Annotated in this window: 21 protein-coding genes and 1 tRNA gene; 6 read left to right on the forward strand and 16 right to left on the reverse strand. The window is 73.4% G+C overall.

All coding sequences use genetic code 11. The annotated features are described in order from the left end of the window. Position 1: 1 nt before the first annotated feature. The 8 genes from DOO78_RS10015 to DOO78_RS27860 all read right to left on the reverse strand — a co-directional run bounded on the left by DOO78_RS10015 (position 2) and on the right by DOO78_RS27860 (position 6749). Positions 2-1396: a CpaF family protein gene (locus DOO78_RS10015; RefSeq protein ID WP_111469609.1), complete on the reverse strand. Its 1395-nt coding sequence runs from the start codon at positions 1394-1396 to the stop codon at positions 2-4. Further along, on the reverse strand, positions 1393-2610 hold the full coding sequence (locus tag DOO78_RS10020; RefSeq protein ID WP_111469610.1) for an AAA family ATPase: 1218 nt from the start codon (positions 2608-2610) through the stop codon (positions 1393-1395). Before DOO78_RS10020 ends, DOO78_RS10015 begins: the two co-directional genes overlap by 4 nt. 2 nt (positions 2611-2612) lie before the next feature. After that, on the reverse strand, positions 2613-2909 hold the full coding sequence (locus tag DOO78_RS10025) for a hypothetical protein (protein WP_111469611.1): 297 nt from the start codon (positions 2907-2909) through the stop codon (positions 2613-2615). Positions 2910-2922: 13 nt separating this feature from the next. Further along, complete coding sequence (locus tag DOO78_RS10030; protein ID WP_165838820.1) at positions 2923-4242, reverse strand: type II and III secretion system protein family protein; 1320 nt, start codon at positions 4240-4242, stop codon at positions 2923-2925. A gap of 86 nt (positions 4243-4328) precedes the next feature. Beyond that, positions 4329-5177 (reverse strand): Flp pilus assembly protein CpaB, encoded by an 849-nt coding sequence (gene cpaB, locus DOO78_RS10035; protein WP_165838821.1) that lies wholly within the window; start codon positions 5175-5177, stop codon positions 4329-4331. A gap of 11 nt (positions 5178-5188) precedes the next feature. Next, entirely contained in the window at positions 5189-5665 is a 477-nt protein-coding gene (locus DOO78_RS10040; RefSeq protein WP_165838822.1) for a prepilin peptidase, read from the reverse strand. A gap of 79 nt (positions 5666-5744) precedes the next feature. Next, positions 5745-5924, reverse strand: a complete 180-nt coding sequence (locus DOO78_RS10045; protein WP_111469615.1) for a Flp family type IVb pilin — start codon at positions 5922-5924, stop codon at positions 5745-5747. 132 nt (positions 5925-6056) lie between these two features. Next, positions 6057-6749, reverse strand: coding sequence for a lytic transglycosylase domain-containing protein (locus DOO78_RS27860; RefSeq protein ID WP_243634487.1), 693 nt, complete (start codon positions 6747-6749; stop codon positions 6057-6059). A 60-nt stretch (positions 6750-6809) separates the two neighbouring features. Between DOO78_RS27860 and DOO78_RS10055 the strand changes: the two genes are divergently transcribed. Then, positions 6810-7319: a hypothetical protein gene (locus DOO78_RS10055; RefSeq protein ID WP_111469616.1), complete on the forward strand. Its 510-nt coding sequence runs from the start codon at positions 6810-6812 to the stop codon at positions 7317-7319. A gap of 39 nt (positions 7320-7358) precedes the next feature. Here DOO78_RS10055 and DOO78_RS10060 read toward each other — a convergent pair. Beyond that, positions 7359-7433 (reverse strand) — tRNA-Gly (locus DOO78_RS10060). A 115-nt stretch (positions 7434-7548) separates the two neighbouring features. On the opposite strand from DOO78_RS10060, the gene hrcA reads away from it, so the two are divergent. Then, positions 7549-8634, forward strand: a complete 1086-nt coding sequence (hrcA, locus tag DOO78_RS10065) for a heat-inducible transcriptional repressor HrcA (protein WP_165838823.1) — start codon at positions 7549-7551, stop codon at positions 8632-8634. A 26-nt stretch (positions 8635-8660) separates the two neighbouring features. Here hrcA and DOO78_RS10070 read toward each other — a convergent pair whose 3' ends face one another. Then, positions 8661-8927 (reverse strand): hypothetical protein, encoded by a 267-nt coding sequence (locus DOO78_RS10070; protein ID WP_111469618.1) that lies wholly within the window; start codon positions 8925-8927, stop codon positions 8661-8663. A gap of 220 nt (positions 8928-9147) precedes the next feature. Here DOO78_RS10070 and DOO78_RS10075 point away from each other — a divergent pair, with 220 nt between their 5' ends. Continuing rightward, positions 9148-10572: an enolase-like domain-containing protein gene (locus DOO78_RS10075; RefSeq protein ID WP_111469619.1), complete on the forward strand. Its 1425-nt coding sequence runs from the start codon at positions 9148-9150 to the stop codon at positions 10570-10572. Here the strand turns inward: DOO78_RS10075 and mdoH are convergent. Further along, positions 10524-12257 (reverse strand): glucans biosynthesis glucosyltransferase MdoH, encoded by a 1734-nt coding sequence (gene mdoH, locus DOO78_RS10080; RefSeq protein WP_243634488.1) that lies wholly within the window; start codon positions 12255-12257, stop codon positions 10524-10526. The genes DOO78_RS10075 and mdoH overlap by 49 nt on opposite strands. Before the next feature lie 143 nt (positions 12258-12400). Here mdoH and DOO78_RS10085 point away from each other — a divergent pair, with 143 nt between their 5' ends. Then, complete coding sequence (locus DOO78_RS10085) at positions 12401-13366, forward strand: tripartite tricarboxylate transporter substrate binding protein (protein ID WP_111469660.1); 966 nt, start codon at positions 12401-12403, stop codon at positions 13364-13366. Positions 13367-13474: 108 nt separating this feature from the next. Here the strand turns inward: DOO78_RS10085 and DOO78_RS10090 are convergent, their stop codons facing one another. Then, positions 13475-14386 (reverse strand): cation diffusion facilitator family transporter, encoded by a 912-nt coding sequence (locus DOO78_RS10090; protein ID WP_165838824.1) that lies wholly within the window; start codon positions 14384-14386, stop codon positions 13475-13477. Between the two features lie 155 nt (positions 14387-14541). Here DOO78_RS10090 and DOO78_RS10095 point away from each other — a divergent pair, with 155 nt between their 5' ends. Then, positions 14542-16176, forward strand: a complete 1635-nt coding sequence (locus DOO78_RS10095) for a GMC family oxidoreductase (protein WP_111469622.1) — start codon at positions 14542-14544, stop codon at positions 16174-16176. A 275-nt stretch (positions 16177-16451) separates the two neighbouring features. On the opposite strand, the gene DOO78_RS10100 is transcribed toward DOO78_RS10095, so the two are convergent. Together DOO78_RS10100 and DOO78_RS10105 are read right to left on the reverse strand one after the other, a co-directional pair. Beyond that, positions 16452-17657, reverse strand: a complete 1206-nt coding sequence (locus tag DOO78_RS10100; RefSeq protein ID WP_111469623.1) for an MFS transporter — start codon at positions 17655-17657, stop codon at positions 16452-16454. A gap of 105 nt (positions 17658-17762) precedes the next feature. Then, a complete protein-coding gene (locus DOO78_RS10105) occupies positions 17763-18752 on the reverse strand; it encodes a Bug family tripartite tricarboxylate transporter substrate binding protein (protein ID WP_111469624.1) in 990 nt (329 codons plus the stop codon). A 188-nt stretch (positions 18753-18940) separates the two neighbouring features. Here DOO78_RS10105 and DOO78_RS10110 point away from each other — a divergent pair, with 188 nt between their 5' ends. Then, positions 18941-20299 (forward strand): LLM class flavin-dependent oxidoreductase, encoded by a 1359-nt coding sequence (locus DOO78_RS10110; RefSeq protein WP_243634489.1) that lies wholly within the window; start codon positions 18941-18943, stop codon positions 20297-20299. 36 nt (positions 20300-20335) lie between these two features. Here the strand turns inward: DOO78_RS10110 and DOO78_RS10115 are convergent, their stop codons facing one another. Both DOO78_RS10115 and DOO78_RS10120 read right to left on the reverse strand, forming a co-directional pair. Further along, the gene (locus DOO78_RS10115; protein WP_111469625.1) at positions 20336-21145 is read right to left on the reverse strand and encodes a SapC family protein; all 810 of its coding nucleotides are present in this window, start codon (positions 21143-21145) and stop codon (positions 20336-20338) included. 294 nt (positions 21146-21439) lie between these two features. Next, positions 21440-21907: a MarR family winged helix-turn-helix transcriptional regulator gene (locus DOO78_RS10120; protein WP_111469626.1), complete on the reverse strand. Its 468-nt coding sequence runs from the start codon at positions 21905-21907 to the stop codon at positions 21440-21442. Between the last annotated feature and the right edge of the window lie 32 nt (positions 21908-21939).

A 21939-nucleotide genomic window follows, 5' to 3' on the forward strand; every position in this document is an offset into this window, starting at 1 on the left:
CTCAGCGCTCCGCCTCTTCCAGGGCCTGGAGCCAAGCCCGCTCCAGGCCGAAATAGGCGAGCCGCGGCAGGAAGGCCGGCCTGGCGCGGCTCGCCTTCCAGCGGACGCGGAGCTTCCCGTCCTGGTCCTCGCCCTCGTGGTCCAGCGAGAAGATGTCGTTCAGGGTGAACACCTCCCCTTCCAGCCCGACCAGCTCGGTCACCTGGACCAGCCTGCGGCCACCGTCGCGCTGCCGCTCCACCTGCAGGATCAGGTCGATCGCGCTTGCGATCTGCGTCCGGATGGCACGCACGGGCAGGCCGAAGCTGCCCATCATCACCATGTTCTCGACGCGGATCAGCGCATCGCGCGAGGTGTTCGCATGCACCGTGCTCATGCTGCCGTCATGCCCGGTGTTCATGGCCTGGAGCATGTCGAAGGCCTCGGCGCCGCGGCACTCGCCGAGGATGATGCGGTCGGGGCGCATGCGAAGGGCGTTGCGGACCAAGTCGCGCTGCGTCACCTCGCCACGCCCCTCGAGGCTCGGCGGCCGCGTCTCGAGCCGGACCACATGCGGCTGCTGCAGCTGCAGCTCCGCGGCATCCTCGACGGTGACGATGCGCTCGCCATGGTCGATCATGCGGCTGAGGGCGTTCAGCATCGTCGTCTTGCCCGAACCGGTGCCGCCGGAGATCAGCACGTTCAGCCGGCAGCGGGCGGCGACCTGCAGCGCCTTCGCCATGGGCCGGCTCAGGGCGCCGAACTCCACCAGCTTGTCGAAGTCGATGACCTTGCGTGAGAACTTGCGGATCGACATGGCCGGCCCGTCCAGCGCGAGCGGCGGGAAGACGATGTTGACACGGCTGCCATCGGCCAGCCGGGCATCGACCATCGGGCTGCTCTCGTCGATGCGCCGGCCGACCGCCGCCGCGATCCTCTGGGCGATGTTGGCCAGGTGCTGGTTGTCGCGGAAGCGGATGCCCGAGAGCGACACCTTGCCGCGCTGCTCGATGAAGACCTTCTCGAAGCCGTTGACCATGATGTCGGTGATCGTGTCGTCCTCGAGCAGCGGCTCGAGCGGCCCGAGGCCGAGCATGTCGTCCACCAGGTCCAGCGCAAGCTGGCGCTGCTCCCGGGCGTTGAGCTGCATCCGCTCCTCGGTTGCCACCTCGGCGAGCAGGCGCTCGACCTCGGCGGCCAGGCGGTCGGGCGTCATCGTCGCCACGCTGGCCGGGTCGATGCGGGCGAGGCAGAGCGCCCGCAGCTCGGCGAGCGGCGCCCCGGCGCCCGATGGGCGGCCGGCGGCGGGATGCGGCGCGGCGGGCTCCGATGCCTGCCGCGCCACCACCGTGCCGCCCTGGCTGAGCGGGATCTCCGGGCGGCGGCGGCCGAAGCTCGGGACGAGGGCGTTGCTCATCGGCGGAACAGGGTCCTCAGGCTGCGCCGCGCCGGCGCCTTGTCGCCGACGCCGCCCGAGGCGCGCGCCAGCTGCGCGATCGCGTTGCGGAAGGGGCCGCCGGCGCCGACGGCCATCTGGCCGAGCGTCGCGGCCTCCTCCACGCGCCTGGGCAGATCGGGCACGACGATATCGGGCTCGAGCTTGAGCGCCTCGATCACCTGCCGGGTGGAGAGGCCGCCGCGGATGCCGGCGCGGTTCAGCACCAGCAGCGGCCGGGAGGCCTGGGCCGGACCCGCCTCGATCTGCAGCAGGCGGAGCACGTCGCGGATGCAGGCGAGCGTCGGCTGGAAGACGAAGATGCGCTGCTGCGCCAGGTCCAGCAAGTCCCGGCCGAACCCCTCAGCCGCGAAGGGGGCATCGGCGACGATGAAGTTGTAGCGGCGGCGCAGCATGCCGACGAGACGCTCGGCGCCGCCGGGGCTGTAGGACAGCGGCGCGCCGAGCGGCTCCTCCGCGGCGAGGAGGGACAGCCGCTCGCCGGCCGCGGTGGCCGAGCGTTCGACGAACAGCTCGTCCACCCGCTCGGGATGCTCGATCGCGCTGCGCAGGCCCGGCCCGGCGGCGGCGGAGAGCAGCAAGGGCTGGATGCCGCGGTGCAGGTCGGCATCCAGCACGGCCGCATGGCGATGCGCGACCTCGGCGAGGTACCAGGCGAGGTTGCCGGCGATGGTCGAGGCGCCGACGCCGCCGCGGGCCCCGGTGACCGTCATCAGGCGCCCGCCGCGCACATGCGCCTGGGTGAAGCGGCGCCGGGCGACGACCGGTCCGAAATGCTCGGCGACCATCGCCACCGTCAGCGGCTTGTAGAGGTAATCGGCGACGCCGAAGCTGCGCGTGAGCTGGCGGTAGAAGCCGACATCCTCGCGGTCGCCGACGACGAGCACCCGGACATCGGGCTCGACCACCTGGGACAGGTCCTCGAGCGCGGCCAGGGGTTGCGGATGGCCCGCGACATCCACCACCAGCGTCCAGGGGGTCGGCATCTCGCGCAATGCGGCGATCGCCTTCTCGATATCGGCGCGGTGGAATTCGGCCTGCAGGCGTCCCAGCTCGGACAGGCCGTTGCGCAGCGCCTGTTCCGTCTCCGCATCCGCGGTGAAGCAGACGAGCGGGCGGCGTTCCGGCCTGTGCTGGGCGTCGTCCGCGGCGTCGGGAAAGGCGTGGTCGGGCATGGCTAGTTCCCCGACGCGCCGTTCGGGACGGTGACGATCCGGGCGAGTCCGGAATCCGGCAGCGGCTTGAGCTTGTCGGCCCGCAACCGCTCGATCGCGGCAACGGCGGTGGTGCCAGCGGCGGTGCTGCCGGTGCCCTGGATGCGCTCCTCGGGATGCACCAGCATGACGGCAAGGTTCTGTTCGTTCGCTCCGCCCGGGCGCCAACGGCCCTCGTTCGTGTAAGGGTCGAGCGCCTGGCAGCCGGCGAGGCTCGCCAGCACCGGCAGGACGAGCACGCCGTTCAGGGGGAATCGCATGGCGCCGGTTTCCTCAGTTGAGCCCGAAGCCGGCCTGACCCGGCAGGCGCGGCGGCAGGCCGCGCTGCCGCGCGATCTGGCGGAAGAACAGGATGCGCTCCGCATCGTCGGGCGGGACATAGCCGTCGGTCGGCGCCCGCAGCGCCACCGGGCTGCTGGTGGGGCGGACGACATAGGGCGTGATGATGATGACGAGCTCGGTCTCGTTGCGCTGGAAGCGGTCCGAGCGGAACAGCGCGCCGAGCACCGGAACCTCGCCGATGCCGGGCAGCGCACGGCCGAGGGCGCGGACATTGTCCTGCAGCAGGCCGGCGATGGCGAAGGACTGGCCGCTGCCGAGCTCCACCGTGGTCTCGGCGCGCCGCACGCTGAGCGCCGGGATCTGGATCGAGCTGTTGCCGGCGGCGAGCCGCACCGCGCCCTGGTCGGTCAGGTCGCTCACCTCCGGCCGCACGCGGAGGCTGATCCGCCCCTGCGAGAGCACGGTGGGGACGAAGGCCAGGCTCACGCCATACTGTTTGAACTGCACCGTGACGACGTTGTCGCGCAGCGCGACCGGGATCGGGAATTCGCCGCCCACGAGGAAGCTGGCGGATTCGCCGCTCATCGCGGTCAGGTTCGGCTCGGCCAGCAGGGTGATGAGCCGGTCCTGTGCCAGGGCATCGACCAGCGCGTTGACATCGTAGCTCTTGCCGTCGCCCGCACCGAGGGCAAGCGTGCTCGAGGGGTTGATGGCGTCGAACAGGGCGTTGCGCGTCACGAGGCCGATCGCGAAATTCCCCGAACGGCCCACCGCCTGCCAGTCGATCCCGAGCTGGCGCGTGACCTCGCGCCCCACCTCGGCGATCCGGACGCGCAGATTGACCTGCACCTGGCCGAGGACCGAGACGCGGTTGTCGAGCTCCTGCCCCTCGGCGAGGTATCCGCGGGCGATCGCCGCCGCCTGCTCGGCCTCCGCGGCGGTGGCCGCCTCGCCGAGCAGGGCGATGCCCTTGCCGCGCGGCTCGGCGCGGATCCGCTGGCCCGGCAGCAGGCGCGCGATCGCCGCCTGCGCCTCGCCCGCCCCGAAGCCCGAGGCGCGGACCGTGACCTCGTACTGGGCGACCGGGCTGCCCTGGCCGTCCATGGCAGCGATGGTGGTGCGCCCCGGCGCGACGCCGAAGAGGAAGAGGCTGGTCGGGCTCGCCGGCCGCACCTCGACGATGCGGGGATCGGCCGCGAAGACCGAGCCGGCGCCGCGGCTCAGCTGCAGGATGCGTCCCGCCCCGGCCTCGATGGTGAGCGGCAGGCCGGCGCGCAGCGTCGCGCTGTTCTCCTGCGTCACCTGCCGCATCGGCGGCGTGGCCGGACGGGTGGGGGGAGGCTCCTGCGCCAACGCAAGCGCGGGCGCGAGAAGGACCAACAAGCCGGCGATGCGCATCAGAATCGGAACTCCTCGCGTTTTGCGGCACCCTGGAAGATCTGCAGCGTCTGCGGCGGTGCCTCGGCGGCGCCGCGCCCGGCCCGCAGCGCCGGGGACACGTCGCCCCCCCAGGTGATGGCGGGGGCAGGCTCGGCGGCTGGCTCCAGGCCGGTGGCCGACCGCACCACCAGGGAGAGGCGGCCCAGCCGCGTGGCGACGGCGATGCGCTCGGCCTGCTTCGCGGTCACCTCAAGCGTGACGGTCCGCACCTGGCGGTTGCTGTCCGTCGTGTCGCCCATGGCGCCCTGGACCAGCGCCTGGTCGATGGCGATGACGCGGGCATCGGGCAGCACGGTCTCCCCGGCGACGCGGCGGTAGGCGGGCAGGCTGTCGTCGTTGATCTGCTGCGTGAGCACGACGTCCACGCGATCGCCGGGCCAGATCAGGCCGGCCGTGCCGGAGACGGCATCGACGCCGACCGAGACGGCGCGCATGTCGGCGCCGAGCACGGCGGCGAGGAAGCCGCGGTCCCCGGGCCGCAGCACGTCCTCGGGCAGCATCGGGTCGCCCTGCGGCAGGCTGTGGCGGACCATGGCGCCGAACAGCTCGGCCCTTGCCTCGCGCGTGTCCCGCCGGGTGCCGGCCGGCATGGCGGCGATCTCCATCTCCTGGCCGACCAGATCCTCGGGCTTGATCAGCGTCCCGGCCCGCAGCGGCCGGGCGGCGACGAGGACCATCGCCCGGGCGGGCGGCGCGGCGGCCTCCGCGACCGGCCCATCGGCGGGGCGCAGGCCAAACCAGGCGAGGCCGCCGAAGCCGGCGGCGCCAAGGAGGAGAAGCCCGAAGAGGAGGAGACGCAGGACCATGGGTGGCACTCTCATCCAAGGAGCGTGAAGAAAGTCCCAAGCCCGATGGCCACGGCGTAGGGCAGCGGCCCGCCGCGGCGGATCCTCCAGGCTTCGGCGCGAAGGGCGCGGGCGACGAGCGAGGCCGGCCGCATGCGCCCGGGCGGCGCGAGCAGCGGCCGCAGGCCCAGATAGAGAAGGGCGAGCAGGCCCCCGGCCAGGGCCACGGCGAGGATCAGGTCGGGCGTGGTGGCCGGCCCGGCCAGCAGCGCACAGGCGGCGAGGAGCTTGACGTCGCCGCCGCCCATGACGCCGCAGCGCCAGGCCAGGAGGCCGAGCAGGAAGACACCGAGCGCGGCGAGCAGCGCCGGCGCCGCGTCGCCCGCCAGGAGATGCGCCCCGAGGCCGAGCAGCGCGATCGCCAGGCTGAGGCCGTTCGGGATGGTGCGCGCCGCGATGTCGTGCAGGCTGGCCGCGCACAGGGCCAGCCCGGCCGGGAGCAGGAGCATGGTTGGCATCCGGGGGCTGCGCCCGGGCCGCCGGTCCGCTGACAGGGCCGCCGGCTCCGTCAGCGGCTCGGCCGCCCGCTCAGGTGGCGGCGACGAGCTTGTTGGCGATGCCCTGGAACACGGCGGAGGCATTGCTGCCGAGCGTGGTGACGGCACCGATGATCACGGTGGCGATCAGGGCGGCGATCAGGCCGTATTCGAGCGCGGTCACGCCCTTGCGGTCCGTGACAAGCGATCGGGCGAGGACATAAAGCGACATCGACTTCCAGTGACCTCCTTCATGGTGCCGGGACGATGGGTTCGGCCGGACGGAGGCAGGATGTGGTCGCAGATATTGAAATCGGCTGAACGTTATTGAGATGGTTCTTAACGGCCATGAACGCCGCGCCGCCTACCGCCTGGCCGGGATGAAGACCGGGGGCAGCCACCGGGCCATCGCGGCCGGGGGCGCGGCGCCCGGGGCCGCGAGGGCGCGCGGGACGAAGACCGGGATCGCCATCGGCAGGACCGGCGCCGGGCGCAGCAGGGACGGCGACGCGGCCGCCAGCCCCTGCCCTGCCCCGTCCAGATGGGCGAGGACGCGCAGGCGGTAGGCGGTGCCGCGTTCCGGCGTCGCCGAGTGGTAGCGGGCGATCGCCTGGTCCCAGTCGCCGCCGCGCTGGTGCAGCTCGCGCAGGAACCGCGCGGCGTAGCGGGCATTGGCGAGGGGATCGAAGGCCTCCTCGAGCGAGCCGAAGGCGGCCGGGTGGTGCAGCAGATTCACCTGCAGACAGCCGATATCGATGGAGCGGATGCCCTGCCCCTGCAGCGTGGCGACGGTGGCGATCGCCTCGGCACGGCTGCCGGCATGGAGGCCCATGCCGGCGGCGTTCAAGGCCCAGGGCCAGGGCTCGACCCGTCCGCTCAGCGGATCACGGCGGCCGGATTCGGTCCGCGCGATGGCGTGCAGCAGCCCGGGCGGCAGCCCGGCCTCGCGCTCGGCCTGCGCGACGGCCGGGGTGCAGGCCGTCCGCTCCTGCGCGGCGGCCTGCTGCGCGACCAGGGCGAGCGATGCCAGGACCAGTCGGCGCGTTATCGGGTTCATCATAACTCGCAGGCTAGGTGCAGGCGCTGACCAAACCACCAAGACGAGGCCTGCCACGCGATGGCGAGGTTCCTGCATTACGAGGAGGCGCTGGCCTGGGCGCAGGGCCAGGCCAGCCTGACGCTCGAGGGAATGATGCGCGGCCTGGATGCCAGCGCCGCCGCGGCCGCCAGCTTCCTCCGCCGCATGGAGGCGGATGGCCTGATCGGCCCGGCCGAGTCGGACGGCACCCACCCCGTCCTGGGATCGCGCCGCCGCCGCGCCGCCTCGCAGCCGGACCGGGAGGAGGCCGCCGCGGCGCGGCTGCGCGCCGAGCTGCAAGCCGCCCTGCACCGGGCGGAGCGGGCCGAGGCGCGGCTGGCGGCGCTGGCGGCCCCCCGCGCCCAGCTTGGGTCCCTGCGCCGCCTGCTGGCGCGCGAGCTGCACCCGGATGCGGCGGCGCCGACCGGCGATGCCGCCCTGCACGCGGCCTATACGGCGATCTTCAAGACCCTCTGGCCACGGATCGAGACCCTGCTGGCGGGCGAGCCTGCCGACCGCGACTCGCAGCCGGCCGAAGCCGAGCCCTGATGGCGATGGCCGCTGAACGAAGCGTGACGATGAGGGGGCTGGAGCGGGCGATGGGAATCGAACCCACGACATTCAGCTTGGGAAGCTGACGTTCTACCTCTGAACTACGCCCGCAGCCGGGCCGCCGTTATAGGCATCGCGCGGACAACTCGGCAAGCGGGCGGTTGACCTTGGCTGCCCCCCTCCCTAGCCTCCTAGCGTGTCCCGACTGGATCCAGGCCGTAGGATGATGCCCTCCCCGAAGGCGCTGGCCGGCGCGACGGGGTCGTCCGTGGTGGGGGCCTCGGCCGCCGGCCTCGACAGCCGGAGCGCGACCATCCTCCGCGAGTTGGTCGAGCTCTATGTGCTGACCGGCGAGCCCGTGGGCTCCCGCACCCTCTCCCGCCGCCTGCCCCTCGGCCTCTCCCCGGCCTCCATCCGCAACGTGATGGCGGATCTGGAGGAGGCCGGCTTTCTCTACGCCCCGCATACCAGCGCCGGCCGGCTGCCGACCGATCGCGGGCTGCGCCTGTTCGTCGATGGGCTGCTGGAGTTCGGCGATCTCGGCGAGCGGGAGCGCGAGGCGATCGCCGCGCGCTGCGCCGCCTCCGGCCGCTCGCTGCAGGAGACGCTGGCCGAGGCGGGGCAGATGCTCTCCGGCCTGGCCGGCGCCGCCGGGCTGGTGGTCGCGCCGAAGAGCGAGGGCCGGGTCCGCCACATGGAGTTCGTCGCCCTCGGCCCCGGGCGCGCCCTGGTGGTGCTGGTCACCGATGACGGGCAGGTGGAGAACCGCGTCATCGAGGTGCCGCCGGGCCTGCCGCCCTCCGCCCTCGCCCAGGCCAGCAACTACCTCAACGCCCGCCTGGCCGGCCGCAGCCTGGACGAGGCGCGGGCCAAGGTGAGCGAGGAGATCGCGGCCAACCGCACCGCCCTCGATGCCCTGACGACCCAGGTGATCGAAGCCGGGGTCGCCACCTGGGCCGGCGGCGGCGCCGGCAGCCTGATCGTCCGCGGCCAGGCCCGGCTGCTGGAGAATCTCGACCAGCTCGCCCGGGTGCAGGAGATCCAGTCGCTCTTCGAGCGGCTGGAGGCGCAGGAGACGGTGCTCCGCCTGCTGGAGCTGGCGCAGCGCGGCGAGGGGGTGCAAATCTTCATCGGCGCCGAGAGCGGGCTGTTCGACAGCGCCGGCCTCTCCATGGTGGTCGCGCCCTTCCGCAACGGCCAGGAACGGATCGTCGGCGCCATCGGCGTCATCGGCCCCACCCGGATCAATTACGGCCGGGTGATCCCGGTGGTGGATTACACCGCGCGCGTCATCGGCCGGCTGCTGGGCTGAGGGGGCCGGCCGGCGCCCGCCCGGCGTCAGCGCAGCGCGCCGATCCGGGAGCCGGGCGGGCCGGACAGCATGTGCAGCTCCGGGGCGTCGGTCCTGCCGGCGGCGGCCTCCCGGATGATGTCCCGCGCATGGTTCAGCCGCGCCACCTGCTCGCCAAGCGGCAGGTCGTCGAGCTGATGGAAGGTCTCCTCGTAGAGGCGCACGATGGACAGCGCATGCGCCCGCTGCAGCGCCTGCAGGTAGGCGTCCTCCAACTGCGTCTGTGCGGCGTAGAGATCGGCATCCGTCGCCATTCTGCCCTCCGGGCTTACATTGCGCCCATGTCTGCCGTTTGTAACTCTCGAGGACTGCAAGGTTTCCCGCGACGGGGCGACGCGGCGGCGGAAGGGGAGGCGGGCGGATGCGGCTGACGCGGTGCAGGGAGGCCGCCGGGCCGGGCCGCGCTGCCCGCCCCGAAGGACCCCGCCTCGAAGGACCGGGCCAGGCCGCGGGGCGGGTGCCGGGGCGGACGGCGTGAGCGCGCCCCGCTTCACCGTCGCCGAGATCGAGCGGCGGGAATGGCCCTTCACGCTCCGCCTGCCCTTCCGCTTCGGCGTCGTCACCGTCACCGGGGGGCGGCAGGCGGTGCTCCGGCTGCGCCTGCGCGACGCGGTGGGGCGCGAGGCCTGGGGCGTCGCGGCGGAGAGCCTCGCCGCCAAATGGTTCGACAAGGACCCGGCCCTCTCGGATGCGCAGAACGAGGACCAGCTCCGGCGCTCGCTGGAGCTGGCCTCGGCGGCGACGCTCGCGGCCGGCGCCAACACCGCCTTCGGGCATTTCGCCGATGGCTATGCCGCGCACGGGGCCGCCTGCGCCGCCGAAGGCCTGAACCCGCTGGTCGCCAGCTTCGGCCGGGCATTGGTCGACCGCGCCGCGCTGGATGCGCTGCTGAAGCTGCACGGGATCTCGGTCTTCGCCGGCATGCGGGCGAATATCGGCGGCATGGCGCCGCATGCGGTGGCGCCCGACCTGGCGGGCCTCGATGTCGCGGCGCTGCTGGCCGGGCTGCGGCCGGCGCGCCGCATCCATGCCCGGCATACGGTCGGGCTGCTCGACCCGATCACCGCGGCGGACCAGACGGCGCGGCTGGGCGACGGGCTGCCGGAGACGCTGGAGGAGGTGGCCGCCACCTATCACCACCGCTACTGGAAGCTGAAGGTCTCCGGTCGGGTGGAGGCGGATCTCGACCGGCTCTGCCGCATCGCCGCGGTGCTGGACCGGCTGCACCTCTATCACGCGACCCTCGACGGCAACGAGCAATATGCCGATGCCGAAGGCGCCGCCGCGCTGTGGCGCGCCATGGAGGCGGAGCCGCGGCTGGCGAGGCTCCGCGCCTCCATCCTCTTCATCGAGCAGCCGGTCGCGCGCGCCCGCGCCCTCGAGACCGGGATGGCGGCGCTGGCCGCGGCGCGGCCGGTGATCATCGACGAGAGCGACGGCCCGCTGGACGCCTTCGTCCAGGCCCGGGCGCTCGGCTATGCCGGGGTCTCCAGCAAATCCTGCAAGGGCCTCTGGCGCAGCCTGATCAACCTGGCGCGCTGCCGGGCCTGGAATGCCGCGGGCGGGCAGCATTTCCTCTCCGGCGAGGATCTGACGACGCTGGCCGGCGTCTCGGTGCAGCAGGACCTGGCGCTGGTCGCGCTGCTCGGCCTCGCGCATGTCGAGCGCAACGGCCACCATTTCATCGACGGCTTCGCGGGGCGGCCGAAGGCCGAGGCGGTGCGCTTCCTGGAGGCGCATCCGGACCTCTACGCCGACACGCCGCGCGGGCCGCGGCTGCGCCTCCGCGAGGGGCTGCTGGAGCTCGGCTCGCTCGACGTGCCGGGGCTCGGGGCGCGCGAGGAGCCGGATTACCGCGCCATGGAGGCGATGCCGCCGGCCGCCTGGCCGCCAGCCTGACGCGGCGCGCCGCCGGCGACACGTTCCTCGGGCGTCGCCGCCACCCCGCGCTCGCGCAGCCAGCGGGAGAGCCCCGGCGAGGCGGTGAGCACGCAGAAGGGGATCGCCAGCAGCAGCCCGCCGGCGAAGGGCAGGACCCAGGGCAACGCCGCCGGCGCGACGCCGGCGAGCAGCCCGAAGACCGCGAGCCCGAAGCCGGTATGCGGCCAGAGCAGCCGCGCCGCATCCGCCCAGGCGACGCCGTGATCGGCCCGGTTCTGCGGCGCCCAGCCCCGCGACCGCCGGCCGAAGGGCAGCGCCACCAGGAAGATCGCCTTGTTGAGGATGGAGACCGGGTCGAGCAGCGTGGTGAAGGCGAGTTCCGCCGCGGCGCCGCGCAGGAAGGCGGCGCGGCCGCCATAGCGCGCGGCATGGGCCGGGCGCAGCAGCACCTCGGCATAGCCCGCGAGCTTCGGCGCGTGCAGCATGGCCCAGACGGCGGCCATCAGGGCCAGCAGCGCGCCCGCCGGCGTCGCCGCGGCGCCGCCCGTCGCGGCGTTCAGCGTGGCGAAGAGGAGCACGCCGACCCAGAGCGGCGCCGCCAGGAAGAGCAGGATCGCCTGTACGAGCTGCCAGCGCCCCATGGCGCTCTGCCCGGGCAGGAAGAGCAGGTCCCAGTACTGCATGTTGCCCGCCGCCCAGCGCAGGTCGCGCGCCATGAACTCCGGCAGGGCGGGAGGATTGCCCTCCATGCTGCCCTCCTCCAGCGGCAGGCAGCAGACCTTCCAGCCGGCGGCGTGCAGCCGCACCGCCTCCACCTGGTCGTGGCTGAGGATCGGGCTGCCATCGGCCAGCGCCTCCAGCCGGCAATGCTGCCGGAAAGGGGCGATGCGGAGGAGCGCGTTGTGCCCCCAATAGGGGCCGTCCGGCCCCTGCCACCAGGCCTGGCCGGTGGCCCAGCTCCGCATCCCGGCGCGCATGCCGAACTGGAACAGGCGCGGGAAGGCGGCACGCGCCGGCCGGCCGACGATGAGGTGCTGCAGGATGGCGATGCGCGGGTCGGCCTCCAGGCAGGCGACGAGGCGCAGCACCGCCGCGGCCGACATCTCGCTGTCGGCGTCGAGGCAGAGCAGGAACCCCTCCCCCGCCAGGTGGTGGTCGAGGAAGTCCATGAGGTTGCCGGCCTTGTAGCCGGCATTGGCGGCGCGGCGGCGGTAGCGCACGGCGATGCCGCCCGCCCGCGCGGCGCCGAAGGCCTCGATCGCCGCCGCCTCGGTCGCCGCCGGCCCGTCCCCCTCGGTGTCGGAGAGGAACCAGAGGGTGAAGTGATCCGCGGCGCCCGCCGCCTCCAGCCCCTCCAGCAACCGGCCGAGCGGCGGCAGGACCTGCGCCATGTCCTCGTTGCGGATGCAGACGGCGATGGCGGTGCGCGCCGCCGGCAGCCCGGGCCGCAGATGCCGCAGCGCCGGCAGCACCGCGGCGGCCGGGTCCGGCGTCCCGAGCCGCAGGGCGAGGCCGACCAGGGCATTGCCGGCGCAGAGCGCGGTCCAGGGCGCGGTGCCGGCGAAGGCGAGCAGCAGAAGCCATTCCCAGGCGCTCCACCCCCCCGGGGCGAGCACCGCCGCCGCGAGACGGAACTGCAGCGCGGTCAGGCCGAGCACGAGCAGGGCGAAGCCCAGGCGCCGCAACGCCAGGGACCGGGGCATGGACGGATGGGTCACGGCGCGACCCTGGCAGCGCAGCATGGCGAAATTGCGCTGCCGCGTCGGCGGGCTTGCCGCTGGCCGCCCCGCATGCCCTGATCGGGCCCGGCCGGCGGCACCGCCATCCGGCCCGGGAGGTGAAAGCCATGCAGCGTCGCCTGCTCCTCGCGGCCACGCTCGCCGCGCCACGCCTGGCCCAGGCCCAGACCCCGGCGGCCTGGCCCGGCGACAGGCCGGTCGAGGTCATCGTGCCCTTCCCGCCCGGCGGCGGCGTCGACATCATGACCCGCCTCGTCATGCCGCTGGTCGCCGCCCGCATCCCCGGCATGACGGCGGTGGTGAGCAACCGGCCCGGCGCCGCCTCGCAGATCGGCCTCGAGGCGGTGTTCAACGCGGCGCCGGACGGCTACACGCTCGGCGCCACCTCGACCCCGGCGCACAGCGCCATCCCGATCGAGCGGCCGGCGCGCTACCGGGCGCTCGACTTCACCTTCCTCGCCAATATCGTCGAGGACCCCAACTGCTTCTACGTGCGGTCGGAGAGCCCGTTGCGGAGCCTCGCCGATCTCGTCGCCGCGGCGCGGGCGCGGCCGGGCGGGCTCGACTACGGCACCACCGGGGTCGGCAGCGACGACCACATCACCATGCTGGCCTTCGAGGCGCTGGCCAGCATCCCGCCGCTCATCCACGTGCCCTTCGCCGGCGTCGCGCCGCTGCTGCCGCAGCTGCTCGGCGGGCATCTGGCGATGGGGGTGGGCAATACCTCCGATCTCGCCACCCTGAGCCAGGAAGGCCGGATGCGCGGCCTGGCGGTGGCGAGCGCCGGCCGCATCGCCGAGCTGCCGGCGCTGCCGACCTTCCGCGAGCTCGGCTACGACATCGTCGCCGCCGCGGCGCGCGGCATCGTCGCCCCGCCCGGCCTGCCGCCGGCGATCGCGGCGCGGCTGGAGGCGGCCTTCCGCGGCGCCCTCGCCGATGGCGAGTTCCGGCGCGAGGCGGCCCGCCAGCACATGCCGCTGCGGCCGCTGATCGGCGCCGACTACCAGCGCATGGCGACGCAGGTGGACGAGCAGCTGCACGCCCTCTGGAAGCTCCGCCCCTGGCGGGCGTGACGCCTCCCGTTGCCCTGCCGCGGCTTCGCCGCGGCAGGCTGTGACGGATCCTGGGCCCGCCGCGAACACGGGGCCCCAGCCGCGTCGCGCAGCGACGTCGCGGGGAGGTCAGAGCCAGCGCCGCTCGCTGGTGAACTCGATGTTCAGCCAGTGGCTGGGCGGCCTGGCCTCCAGCGCGGCGGCGATCTCCCCCCGGATGCCGTCGAAGTAGCCGAGCGGCCGCGATCCCAGCTCGGGCCCGGCGAGGAAGGTGATGTCGACGAAGCGGGCGCGGCCGGTCTTGGCGACGTAGCTGGTGAAGTCGTGGAAGCCGTGGCGCTCGGCGATGCCCTGCGCGATCGCCCGCACCCGCTCGTCGAGGTCGCTCGGCGCGATCTCCAGGATGTCCTTCCCGGCGCGCCAGCAGGCCGCCAGCGGCACCGGCAGGAGCAGGAGCGCCATGACGGCGAGGATGGCGGGGTCGAGATAGGGGATGAGGCCGGCCCATTCCGTGCCATGCAGCGCCAGGCCGAGGCCGAAGCTGAGGCCGAGCCCGATGCTGAGCAGGCCGGAGATCAGCCAGGCGCGGGCATCGAGGGCGATCAGATCGGAGCCGAGGCGGCGGGCCTGGCGGCGCATCGCCAGCCAGAGGGAGAACTCCGCCAGCCCCGCCCCCACCACGTAGAGCAGCCCGGGGCCGAAATCCGTGCCACGGCCGGCGCGGAACAGGTCGTTCAGCGCGCCGAGGAAGGCATAGCCGCAGGAGAGCGCCAGCACGACGCTGTTCAGCAGCACCAGCATCGGCTCCAGATGCCAGAAGCCGAACTGGAAATGCCGCGAGCTGCCGCGGCTGAGCAGCACCGAGACGCCGAGGGCGAGCGCGGTCATCGCCGCGTCGATCAGCGAATAGAGGCCATCGAACAGGATGGAGCTGGAATTGGCGAAAAGGCCGCAGGCGATGCCGATGGCCGCGAGGATCGTGGTGATCCCGATCGACCAGGCCAGGACGCGCTGCTCCCGCCGGTTGTCATCGATTTGCAAGATTCCACCTGCAATCCGTCTGCCGTCCGGCCCCTTACCGCAGCCAGGCGGGGCCGGGAACCCGGGCTGGCCGCGTCGTCCGGCCTGGCCGCTGCCGCTTGCCGGGCCGCGCCGGCCATGCCCTGATGCGGGCAATCGTTCTGGGGGAAGCAGCCATGCAGGAAGCGGACTACGTCATCCTCGGCGGCGGCTCGGCCGGCTGCGTGCTGGCCGCGCGGCTGTCGGAGGACCCGGACACGAAGGTGGCGCTGCTCGAGGCCGGGCCCTGGGACAAGAACCCCTGGATCCACATCCCGATGGGCTTCGCCCGGCTCTACGTCACCCGGAAATACGACTGGAACTACCAGACCGAGGACGAGCCGGAGCTGAACGGCCGCAGCGTCTACTGGCCGCGCGGGCGGGTCATCGGCGGCTCGGGCAGCGTCAACGGCCTCGTCTTCCTGCGCGGCTCGCCGCGCGACTACGACCGCTGGGCGCAGCTCGGCGCCCGCGGCTGGAGCTACGAGGACTGCCTGCCGGCCTTCCGCAAGCTGGAGAATTTCCGCGGCCCGGAGAGCCCCTATCGCGGCCGCGGCGGGCCGATGCAGATCGCCGAGGTGCCGCATCCGACCATCGGCTGCCAGGCCTGCGTCGAGACCTGCGAGACGCTCGGCTTCCCGCGCAACCCGGACAACAACGGCGAATGGTTCGAGGGCGTCGCGCCGAACCAGCTCAACGTCCATAACGGCCGGCGCTGGAGCCCGGCGATCGCCTATCTGCGCCCGGCGCTCGGCCGGCCGAACCTGCGCGTCGAGACCGAGCGGCTGGGCCTGCGCCTCACCTTCGAGGGCCGGCGCTGCACCGGCGTCGTCGTCCGCACCGCCGATGGGCGGGAGGAGAGCTGGCGGGCGCGGCGGGAGGTGATCGTCTCCGCCGGCGCCATCGAGAGCCCGAAGCTGCTGATGCTGTCGGGCATCGGCGACGGCGCGGCGCTGCAGGGGCTCGGCATCGAGACCCGGGTGCATGCGCCGGAGGTCGGCCAGAACCTGCAGGACCATTTCATGGTCCGCTTCGCCTTCCGCACCAAGCCCGCCGACACGCTGAACGAGACGCTGGCCAACCCGATCAAGACGGCGCGGATGGGCCTCGACTGGGCGTTGCGGCATCGCGGCCACATGACCATCGGCGCCTCCGAGGCCAGCCTCTTCGCCCGGGTCCTGCCCGGCTCGGAGGAGGCCGAGGTGCAGTTCCAATTCGTCAATTTCAGCCTCGACACGACGAATCAGGCGCTCTCGGCGAGCAAGCTGGCGAAGCATCCGGGCTTCACCTTCAATTTCTGCCAGTGCCGCCCGGACAGCCGCGGCACGCTGACGCTGCGCTCGCCGCGGGTCGAGGACAAGCCGCGCATCCTGGCCAACTACCTGACGGCGCCGACCGATGTGCGGGTGATGCTGGAGGCGGCGAAGCTGGCGCGGCGGATCGCGGTGACCGCGCCCTTCGCCAGCCTGGTGGAGGAGGAGCTCTCGCCCGGGCCGAAGACCCAGACCGACGAGGATTTCCTCGCCTATCTCCGCAGCACCGGCACCACCGTCTACCATCCCTGCGGCACCAACCGGATGGGCACCGACGACCGTGCGGTGGTCGATCCGGAGCTCCGGGTGCGCGGCGTCGAGGGGCTGCGGGTCTGCGACGCCTCGGTCTTCCCGCTCGTCCCCTCCTCCAACATCCACCCCGCCGTGCTGATGACGGCGGAACGGGGCGCGGAGATCATCCAGGCCGCGGCCCGCGGCGGCGCCCGCGCGGCGGCCTGATCATTCCCCGCGGAGCCGCGAAGCGGCTTCGTGGGGACCCCGTGATTCGCCCTCAGCCCCGGGGTGCGGCAGAGCCTTCCGCGGAGGGGCAACGGGTGGCGCCGGGCCGCTAGGGCGCCTCCCCTGAACACCGGTTCATGGGAAGCGCCCTGGACTATTGTTGTCAGAGCATCTTCACCCGATCAGGCGAGTCCACCTGATCGGGATCTGCTGTGGGAGCCCGTTCGCGGCACCACCGATGGGGCACCGGCAGCGGCCGCCGATATGTGCCGGAATTAGCGCGGCGCCGGCCGCGCGCCCGCGTCCCGCCCCGGCAGGAGCCGCGCCATCGCCAGGCAGCCGAGCGCCGGGCCGATGGCCAGGCTGGCGAAGGCGGCGCCCCAGCCGAAGCGCGCCGCCAGCAGCGGCATCAGGTGGATCGCCGGCAGGGTGAGGGCGAAGCCGAGGCAGGTCTGCACCGTCAGCATCGTCCCGGCGAGGCCGGGCGGCGCGTATTCCGCGACGCTGGCCGAGAACTGCGCCGAATCCGCGATCACCGCCGCCCCCCAGACCAGGCAGAGCGCCAGCGTCAGCCATGGCGCGAGGCCGAAGGCCGGGCCGGCCAGCAGGCAGCAGGCGCCGCTGATCGTCATCGCCCCGATGGTCAGCCGCGCCTTGCCGATGCGGTCGGCCAGCACCCCGCCGAGGACGCAGCCGAGCGCGCCCACCGCCATGACGGCGAAGGTGGCGAGCGCCGCGAGGCCCGGGCCGGCGCCACGCCCCGAGGCGGCGAAGCTCGCCGCCAGATAGGCGCCGATCCAGGCCCACATGGCATAGAGCTCCCACATATGCCCGAGATAGCCGAGGGTCGCGAGCCGGGTGCCGCGGGTGCGGAAGAGCAGCAGGGCGAGGCCGGGCCGGAAGCGCGGCGCCGGCGCGTGGCCGGGCCCGAGCCTGGTTGCCAGGATCAGCGCCGCCGCCGCCAGCGCCCCCGCTGAGGCGGCGCCCACCGTCACCCGCCAGTCCAGGCCGCCGAAGGCGTTGATCAGGTGCGGCGAGCCGGAGCCGAGCGTCAGCCCGCCGACCAGCAGCCCGACCACCAGCCCGGCATCGGCGCGGCTCGCCCAGCCCGTCGCCAGCTTCATGCCGACCGGATAGATGCAGGCGAGGGCGAGGCCGGTCACGCCGCGGGCCAGGATCACCCCCGGCGCGCCGACCGGCAGCACCAGGATGGCGGCATTCGCCACCGCGCCGAGCAGCGCCGCCGCGGCGATCAGCCGCCGCGGGTCGAGCCGGTCCGGCAGGGCGAGGGCGGCGCTGCCGAGCGTGCCGAGCACGAAGCCGAGCTGCACCGCGCCGGTCAGCCAGGCGAGGAAGCCGGGCGGCAGCGCCGCCTCCCGCGCCATGGCCGGCCCGGCGGCGGTGCCGGAGAACCACAGCGCCAGGGCGAGCACCTGGGCCAGGGTGATGAGGAGGAGGTTGCCCGGCTTGCCCGCCCGCATCCCTGGAGCATCTCCCGTTCACCCAGCTTCGCGGCAAATGCCCTAGCAGTTTGCTTCCAGAGCATCTTCAGCCGATCAGGCGCGTCAGCCTGATCGGGACCTGCCCTAATCGACCGTGGCGCCGGAGGCCTTCACCACCGGGGCCCATTTGGCGACCTCGGCCTGCATGAAGGCATCGAAGGCGGCGGGGCCGAGCGGCGTCGGCTCGGCGCCGAACTCGCGGTAGCGCTGCGCCAGCCCGGGATCCTGCAGCGCCGAGACCAGCTCGGCGCCGAGGCGCTCGACGATCGGCCGCGGCGTCGCCGCCGGGGCGGCGATGCCGTACCAGGAGGCGACGTCGAACTCCGGCACGCCGGACTCCTGCAGCGAGGGCAGCTCCGGCATGGTCGGGGCGCGCGCGGCGGTGCTGACGGCGAGCGCCCGCAGCATGCCGGCCAGCACCTGCTGCCGGCTCGCCGGCGCGTTGTCGATGGCGAAGAGCACCTCGCCGTTCATCACCGCGGCCATGGAGGGGGCGGTGCCGCGATAGGGCACATGCGTCACCTCGACGCCGGTGCGGAGCCCCAGCAGCACGCCCGAGAGATGCGAGGAGGTGCCGGTGCCGGCGGAGGCGAAGGTGGCCTTGGCCGGATTGGCGCGGAGGAAGGCGATGAACTCGGCGACCGATGTGATCGGGCTGTCGCCCTTGACGATCAGCACGTTCGGCATGGCGGCGAGCTTGGCGACGCCCGGCAGGTCCTTCAGCGGGTCGAAGGAGAGGCGGCGATAGAGGCTCGGCCCGATGCCGTGCGAGGCGATGTGGTTGATGTAGAAATTGTAGCCGTCCGCCGGCGCGCGGGCGACGGTCTCGGCCCCCACCATGCCGCCCGCGCCCGGCCGGGGGTCGAGCACCAGGGCCTGGCCGAGCCGCTCCCGCAGCCGGTTCTCCAGGATGCGGACGAGGATGTCGGAGACGCCGCCGGCCGAGCCGCCGATCACGAAGCGGATCGGCCGCTCCGGCCAGCCCTCTGCGCCCTTGTCCGTGCCCTGGGCGAGGGCGGCCGAGGCCGGCAGCATGGCGGCGAGGGTCGCGCGGCGGGTGGTCCGAACTGGCATGGCGTCTCCTTCCCGGCGGCCGGCCTCTCCCGGGCCGGACCAGCCGCCGATGCTATCGCGGATCGGCCGGCATTTCGATGCCCCGCCGCCGGCGCCCGGCGCCCGGCGCCCGTGGCCGCGGCCCGGGCGGCGTTGACGCGGCTCCGGGCCGGACGGAAGCTGCCGGCAAACGGAGAATGGAAACGGCCATGCGCCAGATGCACCTCGTCGGCTTCCTGCAGGCGCAGAACTGCACCACCCTCGCCAGCTCCTGGCGGCACCCCGACAGCCGCACGGATTTCCTGACCGCCGATTATTTCCAGGAGATCGCGCGCATCCTGGAGGCGGGGAAATTCGATCTCGGCTTCTTCGACGACCGGCTCTCGATGCCCGACCGCTTCGGCTCGGACCATGTGCACACCATCGAGCACGGCATCCGCTGCGTGAAGCTCGACCCGGTGGTGACGCTGACCATGATGGGCGCGGTGACCTCGCGGCTCGGCCTCGGCTCCACCGCCTCGACCACCTATTACGAGCCCTTCCACGTCGCCCGCGCCTTCCAGACGCTGGACCTGATGAGCAACGGCCGCGCCGCCTGGAACGTCGTCACCTCGCTCAACGACGGCGAGGCGGCGAATATGGGCCATGACGAGATGATGGCGCACGACCTGCGCTACGACCGCGCCGACGAGTTCGTCGAGGTGGTGCTCGGCCATTGGGATGCCTGGGAGGACGACGCCCTCATCCTCGACAAGACCACGGGCCGCTTCGGCGACGGGCACAAGGTGCACCGGCTGGACTATCGCGGGACCTATCTCCGCTCGCGCGGCCCCTTCACCGTGCCGCGCACGCCGCAGGGCCGGCCGGTGCTGATCCAGGCCGGCAGCAGCGGCCGCGGCAAGCGTTTCTCCGCCCGCTGGGCCGAGCTGGTCTTCGTCGCCTATCACGACGTCGCCTCGGGCCGGGAGGACTATGCCGAGTTCAAGGCGATGGTCGCCGCCGAGGGGCGCGACCCGGATGCGGTGAAGGTCGCGACCCTCTGCTACCCGATCTGCGCCGCCACCAGGGCCGAGGCGGAGGACAAGGCGGCGCTGATCGCCAAGCTGCCGCTCGAGATCGACGCGCTCTCGCTGCTCTCGGAGGCGCTGAATTTCGACTTCGCCTCGAAGGGCATGGACGAGCCCTTCACCGATGCGGAGATGGCCGGCATCCAGGGGCTGCAGGCGATCCGCGACCGCGTGGTGAAGGCGACCGGCAAGAAGAACCCGACGGTGCGCGACTTCATCGTGGGCAGCGGCCGCGGCAAGCCGCCGATGAACATGGTGGGCGGCCCGAAGGAGGTCGCCGACATCTTCGAGGAATGGTTCACCGCCCGCGCCTGCGACGGCTTCGTCCTCGGCGCCTGCGTGGTGCCCGGCAGCTACGCCGATTTCGTCCGCCACGTGGTGCCGGAGCTGCAGCGCCGCGGCCTGTTCCGCAAGGACTATGCCGGCCCGACGCTGCGCGACCATCTCGGCCTGCGGCGGGCGGAGCGCGGCGACTGGCGGCCGCGGCTGGCCGCCGAATAGGCGGCCCGCCTCCCGGGCGCGGCCCGGCGGGCTGGCTCACATGCGCCGGTGCAGCCCCCCGGGCGCGCTCCGGTCCAGGCCGCGCGCCAGCTCCGCCACCCCGGCCAGGGAGAGCAGATGCGCGTGGATGGCCTCGAGCCAGCCATGGGCGCGCAGGCCGAGGAATGCCTCGGCCGGCAGCGCGGCAAGGCCGGGACGGTCGACGGCGAAGAACCCGTCGATGCGAAGCGGCCCGCCCGGCCGCGACACCTGCAGCATGGCCGGCTTGAGCAGGCCGAGCTGGTGCAGCCGCTCCGTCATGGCGCGGGTGCGCAGGCTGCCCTCCTCGACGGCGCGCGCGAAGCCGAGCACGTGCCGCAGCTGCGGCGTCGGCTGGCCGGCGGCGTCGAAGAGCGGGGCGCCCTCCGTCTCGCTCAGCTGCGGCGCCCGCGGCTCGACGCACAGCACCCGTTCCTCGGTCTCGGGCCCGGTGCGGACCAGGAGGAAGGGGAAGCGGCGCAGATAGGCCGGCACATAGGCGCCGGGCCGCCACTGGCCCGCCGCGGTGACGAAGACGCTGCGCCCGGGGACGAGGCCGGTCAGCGCCACCGGCAGATGCGGCGGCTGGGCGGCGAAGACGATCGGCAAGCTGCGCGCCGCGACCGGGAATTCCTCGGCCATCAGGGGGATGGCGCTGGCGCCGGCGGCGAAGGCGTAGCCGGCCTCCCGCACCCGCAGCCGGGCATGGCGCTCCGGCGCCAGGACCTCGAGGCTGCGGTAGAGGATCGGCAGGGAGGGCGCCGCCGCGCCGGCGCCGTTCGTGGCACCGGACTTGGCGCCGTTCACCGGCGGCCGGGATTCGGGCATGGGCGGGCTCCTTCGCGCCCTGCCGGCCTTACGGCCCCCCTCGCCCCTTCGGCAAGCCGCGGCAAGGGCCTGGCGGCACGCCCGGGCGACCTGTCTCCGTCGCCCTGGCGCGCGGCGCGGCCGCTCGGCCGGGGATCACCCAAGGACCAGGCGCAACACCTGCGCCACCAGGACCACGGCCAGCAGCACCAGGATGATCCGCTGCAGGGTTCCGGGCGATGGCATGCGTGCGGTCCGTCCTTCCGGCCTAGAGCAGATCCCGATCCGGTGGGCTCACCTGATCGGGGGAAGCGCCTAGCCCCGGCGGGGCCGCGCCTGGCGCGCCACGACCGCCCGCAGCAGCTCCTTGATCCCCACTGCCTCGGCTTCCGGATGGCGGGCGAGGACCTCCGTCTCGTGCAGCTTGGCGGCCTGGACGAGGTCTGTCGCCATCATTTCTCCGCGCGCGGTCAGCGCCACCCGCACCACGCGGCGGTCCCGCGTATCCTGGGTGCGCTTCACCAGCCCGTCCCGCACCATGCGATCCAGCAGCTTGGTCATGGTCGGCTGCTGCAGGAGGCAGGTCTCGGCGAGGCCGGTCACCGTCTCGCCGGAGCTGCCGACGAGGCTGGCCAGCACGCGCCAGACCGGCACGCTGATGCCGCGCCGCCGCAGCAGCTCGTGGAATTCGGTGGAGATCAGGTGCGAGGTGCGGGCCAGGAGATAGAGCAGATAATCATCGATGAAGCGGCCGGGGGGTGGGTTGGCGAGCGATTGAGACATATCGATCACGTTCCAACAAAAGAGACATTTTC

Source organism: Roseicella frigidaeris (assembly GCF_003258945.1).
Lineage (GTDB): Bacteria > Pseudomonadota > Alphaproteobacteria > Acetobacterales > Acetobacteraceae > Paracraurococcus > Paracraurococcus frigidaeris.